At 67.3% G+C, this 17,174-nt stretch carries 14 protein-coding genes and 3 pseudogenes; 12 read left to right on the top strand and 5 right to left on the bottom strand.

What is annotated here, in order from left to right; translation table 11 throughout:
- Positions 1-556 precede the first annotated feature (556 nt).
- Together OG252_RS00460 and OG252_RS00455 are read left to right on the top strand one after the other, a co-directional pair.
- Positions 557-1,465, top strand: a complete 909-nt coding sequence (locus OG252_RS00460) for a serine/threonine-protein kinase (protein ID WP_329332787.1) — start codon at positions 557-559, stop codon at positions 1,463-1,465.
- Positions 1,466-2,161: 696 nt separating this feature from the next.
- Positions 2,162-2,353 (top strand): hypothetical protein, encoded by a 192-nt coding sequence (locus OG252_RS00455; RefSeq protein ID WP_266452919.1) that lies wholly within the window; start codon positions 2,162-2,164, stop codon positions 2,351-2,353.
- A gap of 176 nt (positions 2,354-2,529) precedes the next feature.
- Here the strand turns inward: OG252_RS00455 and OG252_RS00450 are convergent.
- From OG252_RS00450 to OG252_RS00440, 3 genes and pseudogenes are all read right to left on the bottom strand, one after another.
- A pseudogene (locus OG252_RS00450) lies at positions 2,530-3,319 on the bottom strand (GvpL/GvpF family gas vesicle protein).
- Positions 3,316-3,720, bottom strand: coding sequence for a gas vesicle structural protein GvpA (locus OG252_RS00445; RefSeq protein WP_329332785.1), 405 nt, complete (start codon positions 3,718-3,720; stop codon positions 3,316-3,318). Before OG252_RS00445 ends, OG252_RS00450 begins: the two are co-directional and overlap by 4 nt.
- A 1,072-nt stretch (positions 3,721-4,792) precedes the next feature.
- Positions 4,793-5,026 carry a hypothetical protein gene (locus tag OG252_RS00440; protein ID WP_266452922.1) on the bottom strand — a complete coding sequence of 78 codons (234 nt, stop codon included), beginning with the start codon at positions 5,024-5,026 and terminating at the stop codon, positions 4,793-4,795.
- 598 nt (positions 5,027-5,624) lie between these two features.
- Between OG252_RS00440 and OG252_RS00435 the strand changes: the two genes are divergently transcribed.
- Together OG252_RS00435 and OG252_RS00430 are read left to right on the top strand one after the other, a co-directional pair.
- Positions 5,625-7,397, top strand: a complete 1,773-nt coding sequence (locus tag OG252_RS00435) for a hypothetical protein (RefSeq protein ID WP_329332783.1) — start codon at positions 5,625-5,627, stop codon at positions 7,395-7,397.
- 17 nt (positions 7,398-7,414) lie between these two features.
- Positions 7,415-7,873: a hypothetical protein gene (locus OG252_RS00430; RefSeq protein ID WP_266452925.1), complete on the top strand. Its 459-nt coding sequence runs from the start codon at positions 7,415-7,417 to the stop codon at positions 7,871-7,873.
- A gap of 368 nt (positions 7,874-8,241) precedes the next feature.
- Here the strand turns inward: OG252_RS00430 and OG252_RS00425 are convergent, their stop codons facing one another.
- Positions 8,242-8,484, bottom strand: coding sequence for a hypothetical protein (locus OG252_RS00425; protein ID WP_266452927.1), 243 nt, complete (start codon positions 8,482-8,484; stop codon positions 8,242-8,244).
- Between OG252_RS00425 and OG252_RS00420 the strand changes: the two genes are divergently transcribed.
- Both OG252_RS00420 and OG252_RS00415 read left to right on the top strand, forming a co-directional pair.
- A complete protein-coding gene (locus OG252_RS00420) occupies positions 8,477-8,926 on the top strand; it encodes a hypothetical protein (protein ID WP_329332780.1) in 450 nt (149 codons plus the stop codon). The two genes, OG252_RS00425 and OG252_RS00420, sit on opposite strands and share 8 nt — an antisense overlap.
- A gap of 1,046 nt (positions 8,927-9,972) precedes the next feature.
- Positions 9,973-10,263, top strand: a complete 291-nt coding sequence (locus OG252_RS00415) for a hypothetical protein (RefSeq protein WP_329332778.1) — start codon at positions 9,973-9,975, stop codon at positions 10,261-10,263.
- A gap of 144 nt (positions 10,264-10,407) precedes the next feature.
- Here the strand turns inward: OG252_RS00415 and OG252_RS00410 are convergent, their stop codons facing one another.
- Complete coding sequence (locus OG252_RS00410; protein ID WP_329332776.1) at positions 10,408-11,208, bottom strand: hypothetical protein; 801 nt, start codon at positions 11,206-11,208, stop codon at positions 10,408-10,410.
- Positions 11,209-11,801: 593 nt separating this feature from the next.
- Here OG252_RS00410 and OG252_RS00405 point away from each other — a divergent pair.
- The 6 genes and pseudogenes from OG252_RS00405 to OG252_RS00380 form a co-directional block, all read left to right on the top strand.
- Positions 11,802-13,568, top strand: coding sequence for a SpoIIE family protein phosphatase (locus OG252_RS00405; protein ID WP_329332774.1), 1,767 nt, complete (start codon positions 11,802-11,804; stop codon positions 13,566-13,568).
- 109 nt (positions 13,569-13,677) lie between these two features.
- A complete protein-coding gene (locus OG252_RS00400) occupies positions 13,678-14,727 on the top strand; it encodes an NAD(P)-dependent oxidoreductase (protein WP_329332772.1) in 1,050 nt (349 codons plus the stop codon).
- Between the two features lie 241 nt (positions 14,728-14,968).
- On the top strand, positions 14,969-15,310 hold the full coding sequence (locus tag OG252_RS00395; protein WP_266452939.1) for a YybH family protein: 342 nt from the start codon (positions 14,969-14,971) through the stop codon (positions 15,308-15,310).
- 121 nt (positions 15,311-15,431) lie between these two features.
- A pseudogene (locus tag OG252_RS00390) lies at positions 15,432-16,592 on the top strand (IS3 family transposase).
- Positions 16,549-16,926, top strand: coding sequence for a VOC family protein (locus tag OG252_RS00385; protein ID WP_329332767.1), 378 nt, complete (start codon positions 16,549-16,551; stop codon positions 16,924-16,926). Before OG252_RS00390 ends, OG252_RS00385 begins: the two are co-directional and overlap by 44 nt.
- A pseudogene (locus tag OG252_RS00380) lies at positions 16,923-17,159 on the top strand (integrase core domain-containing protein); the annotation flags it as partial. The gene OG252_RS00385 and the pseudogene OG252_RS00380, both read left to right, overlap by 4 nt.
- Positions 17,160-17,174: the final 15 nt, after the last annotated feature.

Raw genomic sequence — 17,174 nt, 5'->3', positions numbered from 1 at the left:
TACGTGCCTTCATAAAGGTGCCGGTATCGCGATCATCTCCGTCCACCCGTGACACTCCTGACGTGCGGCACTCTCTTGAGAGTGACCCCGGGCGGGGTCATGGCGTCGATCCTCCGGGGGGAGGTATGCAGGCGCCGCTCTGCAGGGGCAGGCTCGGTTTCCCCCCCCGTGACCGGGTCTGCCCGTGCCCGCCCAGCACCGCTCACCCACTGTTCAGCCCTGATCTTCACGCCGTGTGCGCTGAGCGCCTGCGCCGGTGCTGGCGTCGAGAGTGGTGGGGCGTCAGGGTGTGACGGCTCTGTGCTCCAGCGCGCTGGGTCACGTCCGCTGTAGGGGGTGGGCCCAGGACTCAGGGGTCCCGTGGTACCCGCTCGCCCCCTTTTCTTCGAGTGGGTGCTCGCGCAATGAGAGGCAGGCAGGCGCGTCCCCCGTCGTCTGCCTGCCCCATGCGTGCTCGCGAGAGGCCTCCGGTCCGAAAGGGTGCGCACTGGCTGGGGGTTCGCGGCCTGAATGATCACAACCCGTGAGAGTCAGGGCTGGGGGACATGCGAGCATCATGGTGATCGGGGTGGGTGTGCAGGGTCTGCTGGAGGACCGCTATCAGTTGGAGGAGCTGCTGGGACGCGGCGCGATGGGCGAGGTGTGGCGGGCCTCCGACCAGGTCCTCGGGCGTCCTGTGGCGGTCAAACTGCTGCGTGCCGAAGAGGCAGCGGACGCCGAGCGATTCCGCCTGGAGGCGCAGACCGCGGCCCGGCTCAACCACCCCAACGTCGTGGGCATGTACGACTTCGGCTCGCACCATGACCAGCTGTACTTGGTCATGGAGCTCATCGACGGCTGGAGCCTGGCCCAGGAGCGCTCCCTGCGCGGCGCCCTGGCCCTGGCGGAAGCGGCAGCCATTACAGCCCAGGCGGCCGCCGGCCTCTCAGCCGCGCACCAGCAGGGAGTGATCCACCGGGACGTCAAGCCCGCCAACGTGATGCTGACCGCCGACCGCACGGTGAAGATCGCCGACTTCGGGATCGCGCGCTTCGCCGACAATGCCGCCAGCACCTTGACCGCCACCGGCAAGATCCTCGGTACTGCCGACTACCTGGCTCCCGAACGTGCTCTGGGCCGTCCCGCGCAGCCCGCCTCCGACCTCTACTCCCTGGGCTGCGTGCTGTACGAACTGCTCACCGGGCGGCCTCCGTTCCACGGAGCCACCTCGCTGGCCGTGGTGCAGCAGAGGAGGCGGCCGAATGGCTCGCCGCGCAGCATGCGACGCCGCGACCGCCCGAGCCGGACGGGACCGCCCTCCTGCCTGCCCCGGCGAATCCGGCACCTCCGGAGCCGCATACCGGTGAGTCCCGCACTGCCACGCACTCCCGCCCCCGCAACCGCCGCAAACTGGCGTCCAAAGCCGTTCTCTGCGGGGCCGGCATCGCGCTGTTTGCTGGAGCCGCAGCCCTCGGAGCATCGCTGAACTCCGGCGACGACGCACCCAGCTCACCCTCTTCGCCCACCCCGGCAGTCCTCACATCGGCACCGGCGACACCGGCCCCGAAACCTCCGTCTGCCCCGGTGGTCACCACGGCGCCGCCTGCGCAGCAGGACCATGACCAAGAGAGCGACGAGCGCTCGGGTAAGCACAACAAGGAGGGCAAGGGAGAGCACTCCGACGACTGAGCCGATGCCCGGGCACCCGAAGCAGGCCCTGTATCGGCCAGCTTCCACGAACCCTCGGCCCCTCGGCCCTCAATGTTTGCGGGTGCCGTCAGAGCGGGTCAACGGCCGAGGCCGGGATGAACGCGATCAGCTCGATGGCGCGCGCCGTGGGCAACGGCAGGGCTCCGCGGCACTTCGTCCGTGACCGGGATGAGCCCGGCTGTCCGGGAGTTGTAGCCGCTGACGAGCCCGAATGAGAGAGCGGAGAGCACCGCCGCCCCACCTCCCGAGCTGGCTCCTGGAGGATTGCGGGTGCCGCAGTCATCCCCGAGTAGGTTGCGGCACCGTCCTGGCCAGCCAACTTCCCGCGTGCCGAGGCCTGCGCCTGACGGCACACGTGACGACGTCACGAAGACTGATCCACTCTCTACAGCGTCGGCAGTGTCACACCGGCGCTGAGGTGTCAGCGGTCCGTACGTCTTCGTTCAGGTGATCTGCGGGGGAGGGACACGGCGTGCAGGCCCTGGGAAAGCGCCTCGTCGGCGGTCAGGGCGGGGTCGGCGTGGCCTCGGTGAGCGAAGTGTTCGGCTGCGGCATTGTGGAAGTGATCGAGGCAGAGCATGCGCCGTGTTTCGGTGCCGGTGTCGCATGCGATGTCGCCGGGTGGGAGGTCCTCTTCGCAGCGGACGCAGGGTTTGCCGAGTAGGTACAGGATCTCGATCATGATCGTTTTCTCTGCCTTGTGGAGGTGCAGCAGTGACCACGGTCGTCGTGGCTGTTCCTCCCGTCGGTGATGAGCCGCTGGCGCCTTTCGTGGTGGAGCGAGGCCGGCGGCCCTGGCACCAGGCCCGTCCCGCAGCGTCAGCCGTGAAGGGACGAGGCTCACCCGTTCGTGGGTTGATCGGCTGCGGCTTTGAATGCTTCCGCGGTGCTGCCTTCGGCGTGCTGTCCTGGGGTGTCGACGAAGCTGTAGGGCGGCAGCGGGCCGTTGACGCGGAGCTCCAGGTGCGGGTGCTGCCGGCGGAGTTGATCGACCGCGGCCAAGAACTGTTCTGCTGAGCTGCGGTCGATGAGGAAGGAGAGGTTGGCCAGCCAGCCGGTGCTCGGCGGGCCGGCGCTGACCGCCTCAGCCGCCGTCCCCAGCTCCTGCTGGAGCAGCTGGGCATCTGCTGCTTCGCGCGCCTGAAGCGCGGCAGCGACCATCTCCCCGAGACGGACCTTGTCCTCATGGGCGCCGCCACCGGCTTCCCGGTTCGCTTTCGCCAGCGACCGGATCTCGTCGTTGTCCGCCACCACCAGGCGCAGCACAGCCTCTTCGTCGTGGCTGGCCTTGAGGTTGTACTCCGTCTTGCCGTCCAGCAACCGCAGCCGCTCCAGCAGGTGGTCCGCACGCTCGGCGAGCACGGTAAGTCACCGTCGAGTCGTCCGGCGCGATGCTTGCGAACCGTATCGGCAGGACCACGCCGCCTTCTCCGGCTGCGTCCAGCACTCGCTGGTGGGCCAGCAGGTCACGCCGCTTGGGCCGCAGCTCCTCGGGGGCGTCACTGACGATCGCGGCCAGCTCGCCCTGGCGCAGGACACGCACCGGACGCGGCGGATCACCAACGCCGTCCACGTCCTCGGGGAGAGAGGGGTGCGAGGTGTGGGTGATCCCGTAGACGTAGGTGCTCATCGCTCTTCCTCCCGGCGGCGCGAGGGCCGGGCGCCCTGCTTCTGGCGCCCCTCATCACGGGCCTGCTGGAAGGCGTCGGAGATCGTCTCGGCGGCGCCGGACAGTGCTCCCCTGGTCTTGCCGCTGGCGCCGGATTCGGTGAGCTTTCCCGGCAGTTCGGTCAGGCCGGCCGGCTTGCGGGGACCCGCCTCCAGGTCGAGGCGGTTGCACGCCTCGGCGAAGCGCAGATAGGTGTCGACGCTGGCCACCACGACCCGTACGTCGATCTTGAGTATCTCGATGCCGACCAGGGAGACCCGCACGAACGCGTCGATCACCAGCCCCCGGTCGAGGACGAGCTCCAGGACGTCGTAGAGACCACTCGAGCCTCCGCCGCCGCCCTGCTGCGTTGCCACGCTCATCACGACCAGCCCCTTGCCATCTCTGGGGTCCCGCCTGCGCGGGCCCTGTCCACGCCCGCACCGCAGTTCCCGCTACGGGAGCTCGATTCTCAGCAGCGAGGCAGGCCTCCCGAGGCGAGTAGCCCCCACTATTACGGCCAAACAAATGTACGAGCGGCCGTGGCGCCGACCCCGGGCTCGGCCCGCACGGCGATCAGCCCCGACCACGGCTGGTCAGCACCTCTTCGATGCCTTCCATGCCGAGGCCGCCCACGACAGCCACTTGCGCACCGTGTCCGGGTTCGTGGCCGACGGGTACAGCGTCCACGGCGCCGACAGGTGCCGGGCGGCGAACACCGACTCCAGCGCGGCCTGGCTCCGCCGGTACGGCCAGACGCTGGTGTCGGTCCCGGACAGCCGCAGCAGGTCGAAGGCGACGAAGTGCGCGGGCCACTCGCCCGCGGCCCGGCCATGTCGGTGCCGCGTCGCTGGAGCCGGTTCTGCGGCCGCTCATGAAGGCGAGGCGCCGCGCGGGGAGTGAACGATCAGCGTTACCTCACCCTGTCGTCCGCTGGCTGCCCGATGATGGAGGGTTGGTGGGAAAATGAGGAGATCGCGCGCGGCATGCAGCAGTCGGCAGCAGCGCTTGTACGCGCACCGTCGGCGCTTCGGCTTGGCGAGCGACATCGCAGGCACATCCGGTGCCCAGCGCCGGCGGAGGCATAATTGGTGCGCAACTACTGCACAGCGCTGTGACCTGCTGTGGTCGGGCCGGTGGTGGGGGTCGGGTGAGCGGGTCAGGCGCATCCCCCGTCGCCTGCCCGCCCCGGCCCAGCCCCGGCCGGATGATCAGGCGGATCCGGTGGGTTCGGCCAGTCCAGCGCCGCGCCGCAGTGGGGCGCCCGGAAACCTCTCAGCGCCTTGCTGCAGGAGCCCTTTCACCAGAGGCCGCGATCGCCGGTAGTACAGCGCGTCGGGGATGACGGGCCTCGCGGTTCCCGAGGGGGTGGTAGACCTCGGGGATCCAGTCCAGGGGCCGGCACAGGTCGCCGGCGGGCGTCCTGGAGGAAGGCGAGCGCGGTCTCGGTCACCGTCAGCCCGTGGCCGACCCGCAGCCGCACGGCGGTCGGATCGGCCACGGTCTTGGGCGGCCGCCGCCCCCGAGCTCCGGCCACTCGCCGGCGACCTGCACGCCGTACTGGGTGGGAACCCACACCCGGGTCCGCCCGGCCTGCGGCAGGGTGACGCGGTCGACCAGTCCGTCATGACTGCGCAGTTTCGCCAGTCGGCGTCTCGTCTGCTCGATGCGCACCCCCGGGGCGGTCACCAGGTCATCTGTTCAGTGGTGGCCATCCGGTACTGCGCGAGCACTGCCAGCGCCAGCCGGTCCCCCCACGTCCACATCGGTCATCACGGCCGCTCCCGCTTCGTACGTGCGGCGCCGTTCCTGCCCGGCGCCGCGCGTACCACTGGGCGCAGCAGCCGGCCCCGACCATGAAGGCCCGACCACGGTCACGATGCGACAACTTCACTCCGACCGGAGCGACAACCCCGCCGACAGCCGCTCGTCTGCAGGAGCCTCCATCAGACCCGGAGCGGTTCACCCGCCGCGCTCCCGGGACTGTTGGCCAGGGCGACCAGCGCTCGCAGGTCGCCCTGTGCTGCAGGTTCCGGAAGCCCGCAGCACTCCAGTTTCTCTGGCTATTTCTTGACTGCTTCCATGACATCCATGGTGGGCAATATTGCCCAGTTGCATCTCTCTTTGCGCGTCTTTTGGGTGCATGCCATAGATTATTTGCTTACATGATCATTAAGATTTCTCCAATCGGACATATTTTGCCACTTGGTGAAAAAAGTCCAATAATTTGGGGGGTTCTATGCTGCATGCCAGACGCACCAGCCACAGACGTTTGTCCCTAGCCGTCGTGTTCTTCACGGTGCTCGCTTTGTTCGGTCTGGCTGGCATCACCCAGGCCGGTGCCACCACCACTGCGAGCGGTGACTTCACCGCTGTCTCGCCCTCCGCGAAAATCGTCGACACGCGGTCGGCTCTCGGCGTCAGCGCCGCGCTCGGCGCGGCTTCCACCAACTCATTCCAGGTATTGGGGCAGGGCGGCGTTCCCAGTTCCGGGGTGTCGGCCGTGTCGCTGGACATCACCGCGGCCAACGCCACCTCGTCCGGCAGCTACCTGGAGCTGTGGCCCGACGGCACCACCAGGCCCTACCCGGCATCCGTGATCGACTTCTCCAGCAGCGCGGACGCAAGCAACTCGGCGATCATCGCGGTGGGTTCGGACGGGAAGATCGACGTCTACAACTCCAGCGGCACCGCCGACCTCATCGTGAACGTCAACGGATACTTCACCTCCGACGGCGGCGCTACCTCTCCGGGCGGGTACGTTCCGGTCACGCAGTCGCGCCTCGTCGACACCCGGAACGGCACCGGCGCCCCGCAGGCGGAGATCGCGCCCGGCGGGACGCTGAACGTCCAGATCGATGGTGTGGACGGCATCACCGGCGAGGGCTCGGTCTACGCCAACGTCACCGTTCCCTCCGCCGGCAGTGCCGGTTCCCTCTATGCCTACGCCACCGGAGGAGCGGCGGGGCAGCCGGTCGTTGACTACAAGAGCGTCACCACGTCACAGGGGGCGGTGATCCCGGTAGGCACGGGCGGGCAGATCACGCTGAAGAACGGGTCGTCCACCCAGTCAGTCGACGTGGTCCTCGATGTCTACGGCTATTTCACGCAAGCATCCTCCGGTGGCGGGGTCTTTACCGCTGCCCAGGACCGGCTGCTCGACACCCGCACCTCCACTGCCATCCCGGCCGACAGCAGCGTCAGCGTGACGGTGGCCGGCAACGACGGTATCCCCACGTCCTTCGGCGCGGCTGTACTCAACCTGACCACGACCGGACAGCAGAACTCCGGCTATCTACGCGTGTGGCCAACCGGGCAGCCGATGCCGTCCACCACGTCGGTGGACAACTTCCAGGCGAACACCTCCACCGCCGACCTGGTGATCGCCCAGCCCGGCGACCAGGGCGCGGTGAGCATCTACAACGCCAGCAGTGGCACCATCCAGCTCATCGTCGACCTGCAAGGCTGGTTCTCCATTGACGGCAACGACGACAGCGGCACCCTGACGACGCTACCGCCGGTTGATCCCCCGGAGACGGACCTGACGGATGCGCCCACGGACCCTGCGGCTGCCACCTCCGAGCCGGCCGCCGCTACGGACTCGCCGAGCAGCGGCATCGCGCCCGCCGGTGTGTACTGCGACCCGGGAGGCGTCTACAAACCCACTTCCCTCGGGGGCAGATACATCCGCGCTATCGGCCCCTACCAGTCCAACTACAACGGCACCAGCAATACGGAGAGCACCACGTTCACTGCTGAGGCGTCGGGGACCGTCGGCATCACCTTGAGCGGATCGCTAAAGGTCTCACTCAATGAGCTCGTTTCGCGTCAAGAAGTCACCTACGGCATCAATTTGTCAGCATCGCTGACCGCAAAACTGGGTAACTCGGTAACCGCAAAAATCCCACCACATACGACCGTCAGTGCCAAGTACGGTGTGTGGCGGCGACGTATCACAGGTACCAGCTTCACGCTGTACAGCAACTGTGTGCACTCCACTTCTTCAACAATCGTCTCCTACACGCCTTACACCGTCGGCTGGTACACATGGCAAAGCTGAGGAGAGCCTGTACGGCAGTGACGATCGCCCTGGCAGCGAGCGTTCCGCTCATCGCGGGCTGTACAGCGCACAACAGCCAGCGTTCACCGCACCAAACCCCAGATGCCTCCGCGACCCAGGCCAATGCCTCTCCTGTCATTGATCTGACGAAAACGCCGCCGGACATCTCCGGCTCTGCCAAAGCTCTCGTTCGCCTGGCGGACAGGACAGGCTCAGAGGAAGCGGCCATGATCCAGAGCATCAAGGCCGGGACGGTTGCTGTGGCGACGGAATGCAGCGGTGAAGGCAAGACGAGCATAAACATCGGGAAATTGGCCACCTACACCATCCCCTGCACGGCCACACCCTCGACGACTTACAACGAGATCGGGTTGGGCAGCAACAAGAAACACGTCAAGATCACGATCACGGCCAGCGCCGGAGTCCGCTGGGGCTTGTCAGTCGGCTGGCGTCCGGGAAATCAGCACCCGTCCTGACGCTTGCAGGATGAGGCTAGCGACGCCCCCGGACCGCCACAGAGGGCTTCCGTGGCGGTCCGGGGTATCGCTAGCTGGCCAGCCATGCTCGTGGTGGTGCTTGAGCGCGTCACCGGCCGCGAGCACGTCTGGGCCAGTGCCTCGACCAGTACCTTGATCAGATCGATCACGAACCCCCGCTAGCCTGCATCAGTCAACCGCCGCCACCCTGGCCCCACATCCGGCACTGGTTCCCGCCAGCACGCGCCCGGACTACCCCCTCCTCAGCGGCACCCCTGCGAGCGGGCCCGCGGGTGGTTACCGCGGTCGGCACAGGTCGCTGAGGTGGCGCGCGTCCTGGAGGAAGGCGAGCGCGGTCTCGGTCACCGTCAGCCCGTGGCCGACCGCAGCCGCACGGCGGTCGGATCGGCCACGGTCTTCGGCGGCTGCCGCCCCCGCAGCTCCGGCCACTCCCCGGCGATCTGCACCCCGTACCGGGTGGGGAACCAGACCCGGGTCCGCCCGGCCTGCGGCAGCGTGACCCGGTCGACCAGCCCTACGCCGTCTGGCAGGCCCTCGGTCCTGACCCGCTGCCGCAGGGCCGCAAGGCCCTGGAGCGGCTGCGTGTTCACCTTGGATGCAGTGCATGTCCTGGATGCGGAGCTTAAGCGCCGCTATGCAGCAGGGGCCTTGGCCAGTCCGGTGGGGATCACCGAGCGGCAGGCGGCCGCGTTCCGCCGGCGCCTGTTCGCTGACCTGGCGGCGGGGCGCCGCAGCGTCGATGAACTGCTGCAGCCCAACGACCGCCTGGACGATCAGCAGGCGCTCCTGGATGCCACGCACGCCTTTGCCGTCGTCAGCGCCCAGTACGGACAACGCATCGCCGCGGCCGCGTTCGAGTCCGTACGGGTGCCGGTGAGCCTGTCCTGGCAGGCGGCCTCCGACCATCTGTCCATCCTGGTCCAGGCCACGGCAACGACCGCTGCCGCGCCGTCTGCGTCGCCCGACCACCTGGAAGAGATCACCGGCTTTGACCGTGAAGCCGAAGCCGCGGCTGCACGTCCGCGTGGATAGCGGTCGCACCAGGAACCGCTGTGTGATCGGACGTGACCTGACCCGTTTCGCAGGCGGGGGGAGCGGCATACGCTGCATGGATGGCGAAAGAGTCTCGTGAGGCCAAGCGGGCACGGAAAGCCGCGGCGAAAGCAGCGGCACGCGCCCGTGCCGCTCGCATCGTCGCCGGCGACATCCCTGAGTACCTGGGGCAGCCGAGTGCGGCTACCCGCCAGCCTCGCCCGCTCAAGCCACGACACAAGGTGGTCCAGGCCCCACCTGATCGGGCCGCCAAGGCGCTCATCCCCCCGACGGATACCGAGCTTCGGCCGCGCGAGCGGGAGCAGTACGCGGACAACGCACCGCCGGTTTGGGTGAGAGGGGAGCGCCATGCCCAAGATGACTAGCGACGTTTGCCGAGAGTCGGGAGTCCTGCGGAGATGGTGCGGACGCTTTGGCTGACGCGCACTACACGGGGCCCCGTGGGTTTTGGGGGTGGCTCAGTCGGCTGCGGCTGCGGTTCGGGTTGGGGGCATGCTTTGCGTCCCTTTTTCAGTTTTTGGGTTTCCCGGTAGAGGCGCGCCTGGGTCGCTTGGAACTGTTGGGCGTTGACGGCGAGGCGGCGTCTGATGACTTCCTCGCGGGCCTCGGGGGACGGTGTGTCCTGGTCTGGTGCGGGGGTCGGAGGGCTGCTGGGTGGCAGGAACGGGTTGGTGGCGATGGGTGGCTTGGGCCAGTTCATCCTGTCCCCGTTCTCGTGTTGCGGTGCCGATGGCTTCATGGTGGTGGTGGGTGGGGTCGCGGGCAAGGGTCTGAGGTTCGCCGTGGTGGTGCTCTGCGCGACGGCGGGGCCGCGCGCGACGCCGGGCAGACAGCGCTTGGGCGCCTCGATCCGGCTGGAGTTGAGTTCGAGGCCGTGGGCGCGGCGGGTACGACGGGATGCGGAGTTCGGGGGTATCCGTCTGCACCACACTGCTGGCGATCCTCACGCAGGCCGGTTACAACCCCGTCACGCGCCCTTCGGCAGGGCCAGTCGCACGCCACAATGCGGCGCATGGGAGAGCATCATGACGTCGCGACGCCGTAAGCAGTTCATGCGCGAGGCCTATCTACGCCAGGCCCAGCGCGAGCGTGTCCAACGAGAAGCCGAGGAACAGCCAGCGCAGCCCCGCGAGGAGTACCTGGCCCTTCTCCGCAGCATGGATGAACTGAAGTGCAAGCCGCCAGACCCGCTGCCCCCCGCTTCGATGTCCAAGAACGCCGACCGACTACCACTCTTCTGGCCGGCCTACTTCACCATCCCCATCGCCGGGACTTGGTTGCTGACCCACATTCTCGACTGGTGGGAGCGCCTCTGATCGGTGTTGGGCACGGCAGGGGAAGGACGACTGCGCATCGGCTTGCTCCGCTGTGGACAAGACTGCGTGACCGAGCGAAGCGCTGCCGCTGGCCGACGCACCGCCCGCTGACCCGAATGCCGCCGTGGTCGGACGGCGCTAGATCTAGTAGGCCACCGGACACCTGGAGAATGGCAGGTCACCCCACTTTCCGGCCGGGGGTTGCAGGGTGAATTTTGCACTGAGCTTCGGATACTCCCCGTGGCGTTTGCGGTCGTACTGTTCCAGCACACCGCGATCATTCTTGACCCATCTATTTCCGTTGGAATCTCGGAAGAAGATATAGATCGTGCTGTAGATTTCATACTTTTCGACCTGATCCACGTATGTCGAACAGGGTCGCAATGTGTGCAGGTACCAGAAGGCGTCCGGCCGTCGTGAGGAATCATCGGGCCTCTGATCTTTTGGCCATTCCGAAACGGAAATCTCGTCACCTCCCGCAAAGACTTCGTATAAAGCATCTGGAGAACGATTGAATACGTGCAAGTAGCTGGTGTATTCATCGGCATTTTGATCATCTGGCCCCGTCCAGATCGAAAGTAGTCCAGCTTGGCTTCGTTCCTGGTCGACGCGCGCCGCTTCAGATTGCCTTAGCTGATCTTCCGTTGTTTCCCCCAGCCAAAATGTTGCCAGTGCGGAAAAAGTTAGCGCAGCTACTGCGGCCACCGACGAGATGAATGTCCCCCATGCTGCCCAGCGCGCTGCTATGCGATCACGTGCAGCTTCGTTTGGCGATGGAACACCCGACCGAACATCCTCTTCCCTCGGCGCAAATGCCCCTGAGGTGTCACCGTCAGCTACTGGCTGCCCAGCCTGGTCGTCAGCGTCATCGCGCGGTTCCCGATCGGATGCCCCATCTTGAGCGTCGCGTTGCGCCGGCACTGGGGTGGAGTCACTATTGCTCACTCAGTGAGCGTCGCAAGCGGCAGTCGAGCTTGTTCCACCATGGACTGACTTCACCAGATGGTGTGAGTCCGTTGATCGAGATTACGACTTCACCATCTAGTGGGATGTGGCCAAGATTCCGCGACCTGCCGGGGCCACCAGTCGGGCGTGGGGCAGGCCGGCCGCCACAGTGGATTCCATGGCGCAGCTTCACGGCACGGCCTCTGCAGCGGGACATCTCTGACCGAGACGCCCAGGGGCGACGCTCAACGCCGCGGAACAGGTAGGGACAGGGCAGGACACGGCTGGCCAACTATCGCTGCACATGGCCAACCATCGTGAACGTCACAGCACTGCCCCTTGTGACTCGCACCTGTGACTGATGACCTCCGCAGCGAAGGCTGAGCCGTTCTCAGCGAAGCCTGGGCACTGATGGTTGGTTAAGCGCACAGGTCAGCGGTCCAGCGCACCTTCCGTACGCGCCGGGGGCGTGATAGATCCCGTGCCGTGCGCCGGAGGTGCTTCTGTCTGCCCTGTCACGGGCCGATGCCGGTTCGGAACGCTGGTGGGGTTCGTTCCGGCCGAGATCGATAGTTCATGCGCCCAGCCTCATCGTGAGAGGCCACATCACCGACGGGGTATGCATTGGCTCCGGTGAAGACAGCGAGAGGGAAACTGTGAACGGTGAGGGCCCTATGCCGCAGTGGCCTCTTCCGGAGGGTGATGGCCTTCCGACGCGTCAGCTTGTTGAGGGGACCTTGGCCCCCATCGTCGTTCTCGACGCACAGCTGCGCCATCTGTACGTCAACCCGGCATGGGTCCGGGTCAGCGGCGTGCCCGCCACCACGTTCCTGGGACGAACGCTGGGGGAGGTACTGCCGGATATCCAGAGCCCGGACGACGTCCTGCTCGAGGTCCTCGCAGACGGGCAACCTCGGGAGGCAACCATCGCAGGAACGACAGGCGTCTCCTCGCCACTGGGGCAGAGGCTCTGGCGAGCGGTCTATCACCGGGTGGAGCTGCCGGGACAGGACGCGCGTCTGTGCGGGATCGGTGTGGAGATCAGCAATCTGCGCCGTTATCTGAACGACCTGGAGACCGCACATCAGCGGCTTGCCCTGCTGGATGCCGCCGCCGCGCGCGTCGGCACGACACTCGACATCGAGACCACATGCCAGGAGTTGGTCGACTTCCTGGCCCCCTCGCTCGCCGACATGGCCGTGGTGGGAATCGTCGAAGACGACTTCACCGGTGCTCCCCCGCCGCCTCCCGGTTTCCTGCGGCTGCGCAAGGCGGGGGGCTCCGCGCTCCCTGGGATGGAATGGGTGCTGCACCAGATGGGCGGACCAGGACCGTACGTCGACGTTCCCCGAGGCGTCGCAACACGGCATTGCCTGGACAGCGGACGGCCGTGGCTGGGCAACCTGGCCTCGGACGAACTGTTCCAGAAGGTGACCGTGACCCCCGAACGGACCAAGCTCTTCCGTGCGGCCGGCATCCACTCACTTCTCATCACCCCGCTGATCACAGCAGGCCGCCCGGTCGGCGTCGTCCTTCTGGGCCGGGCCGGCGCATCACAGCCCTTTGACGACAACGACCTCGCCACCCTCCAGGCACTGGCCGGCCGGGCCGCCGTCTCGATCGACAGCGCGCGCCGCTACAGCTACGAACACACCATGGCGCTGGAACTCCAGCGGGCCCTGCTGTCCGAGCCACGCACCCCCCACCCCGCTGTGGAAGTGGCCGCCCGCTACCTCCCCTCCGGCCGCAGCGTCCTCGTCGGTGGGGACTGGTACGACTCGATTCCCCTGCCGGACTCCCGCACCTTGCTGGTCATGGGCGATGTGATGGGCCACGGCTTCCAGGCCGCTGTCGCCATGAGCCAGTACCGCTCCCTGCTGCGTACCGTTGCCGCTTCCGGCGCGGGCGTCGATAAGATCCTCGGCGAGTTCGACCGCCAGGTCACACACCTCGGCCTTGACCGCCTCGCCACCTGTCTGCTCGCGGTCATGGATCCCGATGCGGGCACCTGCACTATGGCCAGCGCCGGGCATCTGCCGCCCGCCGCCGTGCAGCCGGACGGCAGCATCGAGGTCTTGTGGCTCCCGGCCGGCCCACCTATCGGCACCGGACTCAGCGGCTACGAACCGCTCACCGTACGAATGAACCGCGGCACCACACTGCTGCTCTACACCGACGGCCTGGTGGAACGACGCGACACAGACATCGACATCTCGGTGCAGACGCTCGAAACCGTGAGCCTGCCGGCGGACAGTCCTCTCGACGACATGATCGATACGCTCATGGCCCGCTTGGCGAACGGTGCGTACGAGGACGACGTCGCGATCCTCGCCGCTCGCCAGCGCGACGGAAATCAATAGGAGCCTCCGCCAGTAGGCGCGAGGTCGGGAGGGGTAGCACCGTGTCGGCGTGTTTCACCGCCAGCCTCTGGATCGCCTAGGTCCGCATGCAGGGAAGGGAGATTCGTGAATGCGGGTTCTGCTGCTGGACGCGGCTCCTGGGGAACTGCTCAATCGTGAGCTGGAGTGCCTGCTCGGGCACGGGGCGGCCGTCACACTGAACCTCCGGCGGGTAACCGACCGGACGAGCGCGCGGGCTGCGTGGACGGACCGGGTGGACTTCGCCGACTTCAACTCTTTCGACGAGTCCGCCCTGATAGCCGAGACCACCCGCGATGGGCTCGGCTATCACGCGGTGAAGTCCCGGGCCGGCGTCCCGTTGCGCGCCGCGTTCCTGGCGGCGGCGACCGATCTGGCACTGGCCAACCGGCTCCGGGTGATCGGCCGGGCCGGGGCGGGAACCGACCACGTCGACCTGGCCGCCGCCACCCACCACGGCGTCACCGTCACCCACACCCCGGGCTCCAACGCGACCGCGGTGGCGGAGTTCGCCTTGGCCCAACTCCTTGCCCTGACCCGGAACCTGTCAGAGCACAACGAGGCCGCGCACCACGGCCGCTGGAGCGGACCGACCGCCCCCGCGGTCGAGCTGTCGGAGCTGACCCTGGGCGTCCTCGGGCTCGGCCGGATCGGTCAGGCGCTGGCTGAGCGGGCAACCGCCCTCGGCATGACCGTCCAGGGCCTCTCACGTCGCGGGGCGGGGGCAGGGGTGCGCCGAGCCGAGTCCCTCGGCGCCCTCCTTGCCGGCACCGACGTGATTTCCCTGCACCTCCCGCTCACCCCGCAGACCCGGGGAATGATCGGCCAGGCGGAACTGGCGCTGATGCGACCCGGCTCGATCCTGCTGAACACCTCCCGGGGCGGAATCGTCGACGAGCAAGCCCTGGCCGACGCACTACGCGACCCGGCACACCCCCTGGCAGCCGCCGCCGTCGACACCTTCGCCCACGAGCACGCCGCCTTCACCTCCCCGTTGTTCGGCCTGTCCAACGCCCTGCTCACCCCGCACGTCGCCGGGATGACCCGGCGCGCCATGGCCGAGGCAGCCCTGCGCTGTGCCGACCACATCGCAGCGCTGCTCGCTGGCCGCCCGGACGGCGTCCCCGTGGTGACGCCGTGACGTCTGCGGCCAGCGGGTAACGGCCGGGCTGGCTAGGGCGGCGTCATTTGACTCCACCCGACTCCAACTGGCCCCAGTTCGCGGATGGTTCGTGAAGATCAGGCGTCGTGCGGTGGCCCCGGAGGGCGGCTTGATTTGGGACCGCTGAAGTGGCGAGGGAAGAGTGACGGCCGCGCGAGAGCGTCGGCATGATGACCGTATGACGGATCGGACATCTCTGGAATCTGGGCTCGCTGCGTTCATGGGCGAGTACGAACGGGCCAACAACAGCCACGACATCTCACGTGTCGTGCCGCTCATCGCCGAGGACGCCGTGTACTGGTTCTCGGACGGTTCGCATCGGGGCATCGAGGAGATCCGATCCGCGATCGAGAAGACGTTCGCGGGGATCCTCGACGAGGTGTATGAAGTGCGTCATCTGGAATGGCCTGTGCTCACCGCTGATGTCGCGGTGTGTCGCTATCTGTTCGCCTGGACCGGCGTCGTGAACGGCGAACTCCGCTCTGGCCAGGGCCGGGGCACTAACGTCATCGTGCGGCGGGACGGCGAGTTGAAGATTCTGCATGAGCATCTCAGCTCCTGATCCTTGGCAGGCGCTCACCTCAGCCCGTTGGTCTTGTTCGCCTTGGTGCGGGGGGCGTTTCCCCTTGAGCGTGGACACTCTGATCATTGGATCGTGATGATCCATAGGACAGGAGTTCCCGATAGGGACGTCGAAGTACTCGCCTGAGTTCCGGGCCGATGCCGTCGCGCTGTACCACTCGAGCCCGGGTGGGACGTACGCGTCGGTGGCCAAGAACGTGGGCGTCAACCACGAGACGCTCCGCACGTGGGTGCGGGATGCCGAGCAGGGCGCCCGGCCCGGGGCGGTGGAGGCCACCGCGATGGAGAAGGAGAACCGGCAGCTGCGGGCGCGGGTGAAGGAACTCGAGCTCGAGCGGGAGATCCTGCGGAGGGCCGCGAAGTATTTTGCGGCGGAGACCAGTTGGTGAGCAGCCGCTTCCAGTTTGTCGAGGATCACCGTGGCGCCTTCGGCGTCATGCGGCTGTGCCGGATACTCGCGGTCTCGCGTTCCGGCTTCTACCGGTCGCTGGCCGGCGCATCCGCGCGGGCCGGCCGGGCGAGGGCGGATACCGAGCTCGCCGAGCACATCAACCGGATCCATCAGGAATCGGACGGCACCTATGGGGTTCCGCGCGTCACCGCCGAGCTGAAGGAGGCCGGGACGCCGGTCAATCACAAGCGGGTCGAGCGCGTCATGCGCAAGTTCCACATCGTCGGGCTGCACCTGCGCAAGAAGGTCCGCACCACCATTCCCGAGCCGTCGGCGACACCGGTGCCGGACCTGCTCCAGCGGGACTTTGCTGCCCAGGAGCCGAACACCAAGTACGTGGGCGACATCACCTATCTCCCGATCGGCAACGGCCAATTCCTTTATCTCGCAACGGTGTTGGACTTGTGCTCGAGACGCCTGACGGGATGGTCGATCGCCGACCACATGCGGACCTCGCTGGTCACCGACGCGCTCAGGGCTGCAGCGAGGGCCCGCGGCGGGGACGGTCTGCTCGGAGCTGGGCGTGACCAGATCACGCGGCGCGGTCGGCACAAGTGCGGACAACGCCGCCGCGGAGAGTCTGAACGCGACCATGAAGCGCGAGACGCTCCAGGGCCGCAAGCGGTGGAACGGGGCCAGTGAGGCCCGCCTCGCGGTCTTCCGCTGGGCGACCCGCTACAACACCCGCCGACGGCACTCCCGCCTCGGCCAGATCAGCCCGATCACCTACGTGGGCTCCGAGCGGGCCGACAGGGCAGGATGGCGGCATGGAACGCGTGACGGGCATCGGCGGCAACTTCGTCCGTGCTAGCGACCCCGAGGCACTGGCCAGTTGGTATGAGACTCACCTCGGCGTAGGACGCCCACCGGATACCTACGATGAGCGGTCCTGGGAAACCGAGACTGGGCCAACTGTGTTCGCGCCGCTCCCGAGGGGATCGGAGCATTTCCGCACGCCCGGACAGCAGTGGGCGATCAACTTCCGGGTTCGCGATCTCGATGCCATGGTGGCCCAGCTGCGGAGCGCGGGCATCCAGGCCGATGTCCATGAGCAGGCCTACCCCAATGGCCGGTTCGCCGAGCTCAGCGACCCGGAGGGCACCCCGATCCAGCTCTGGGAACCCGCCGGTGCGGACGCCGTATGAGTGTCGGAGCGGTCAGCACCAGCGCGGACAACGCCGCCGCGGAGAGCTTCAACGCGACCCTGAAGAGGGAGACCTTGCAAGGAAAGAAATGCTGGTCAGGGGCACGCGAAGCCCGTCTCGCAGTGTTCCGATGGGTCACCCGCTACAACACGAGACGCAGGCACTCAGGGCTTGGCTGCACCAGCCCGATCGCCTTCGAACAGAGATCAGTTACGCTGGCCGCTGCCGCATAGCAAACGGTGTCCACG

Origin of the sequence: Streptomyces sp. NBC_01352 (genome assembly GCF_036237295.1) — a bacterium.
Classification (GTDB): Bacteria; Actinomycetota; Actinomycetes; order Streptomycetales; family Streptomycetaceae; genus Streptomyces; species Streptomyces plumbiresistens.
This window is presented reverse-complemented; position numbering and strand designations above follow the sequence as displayed.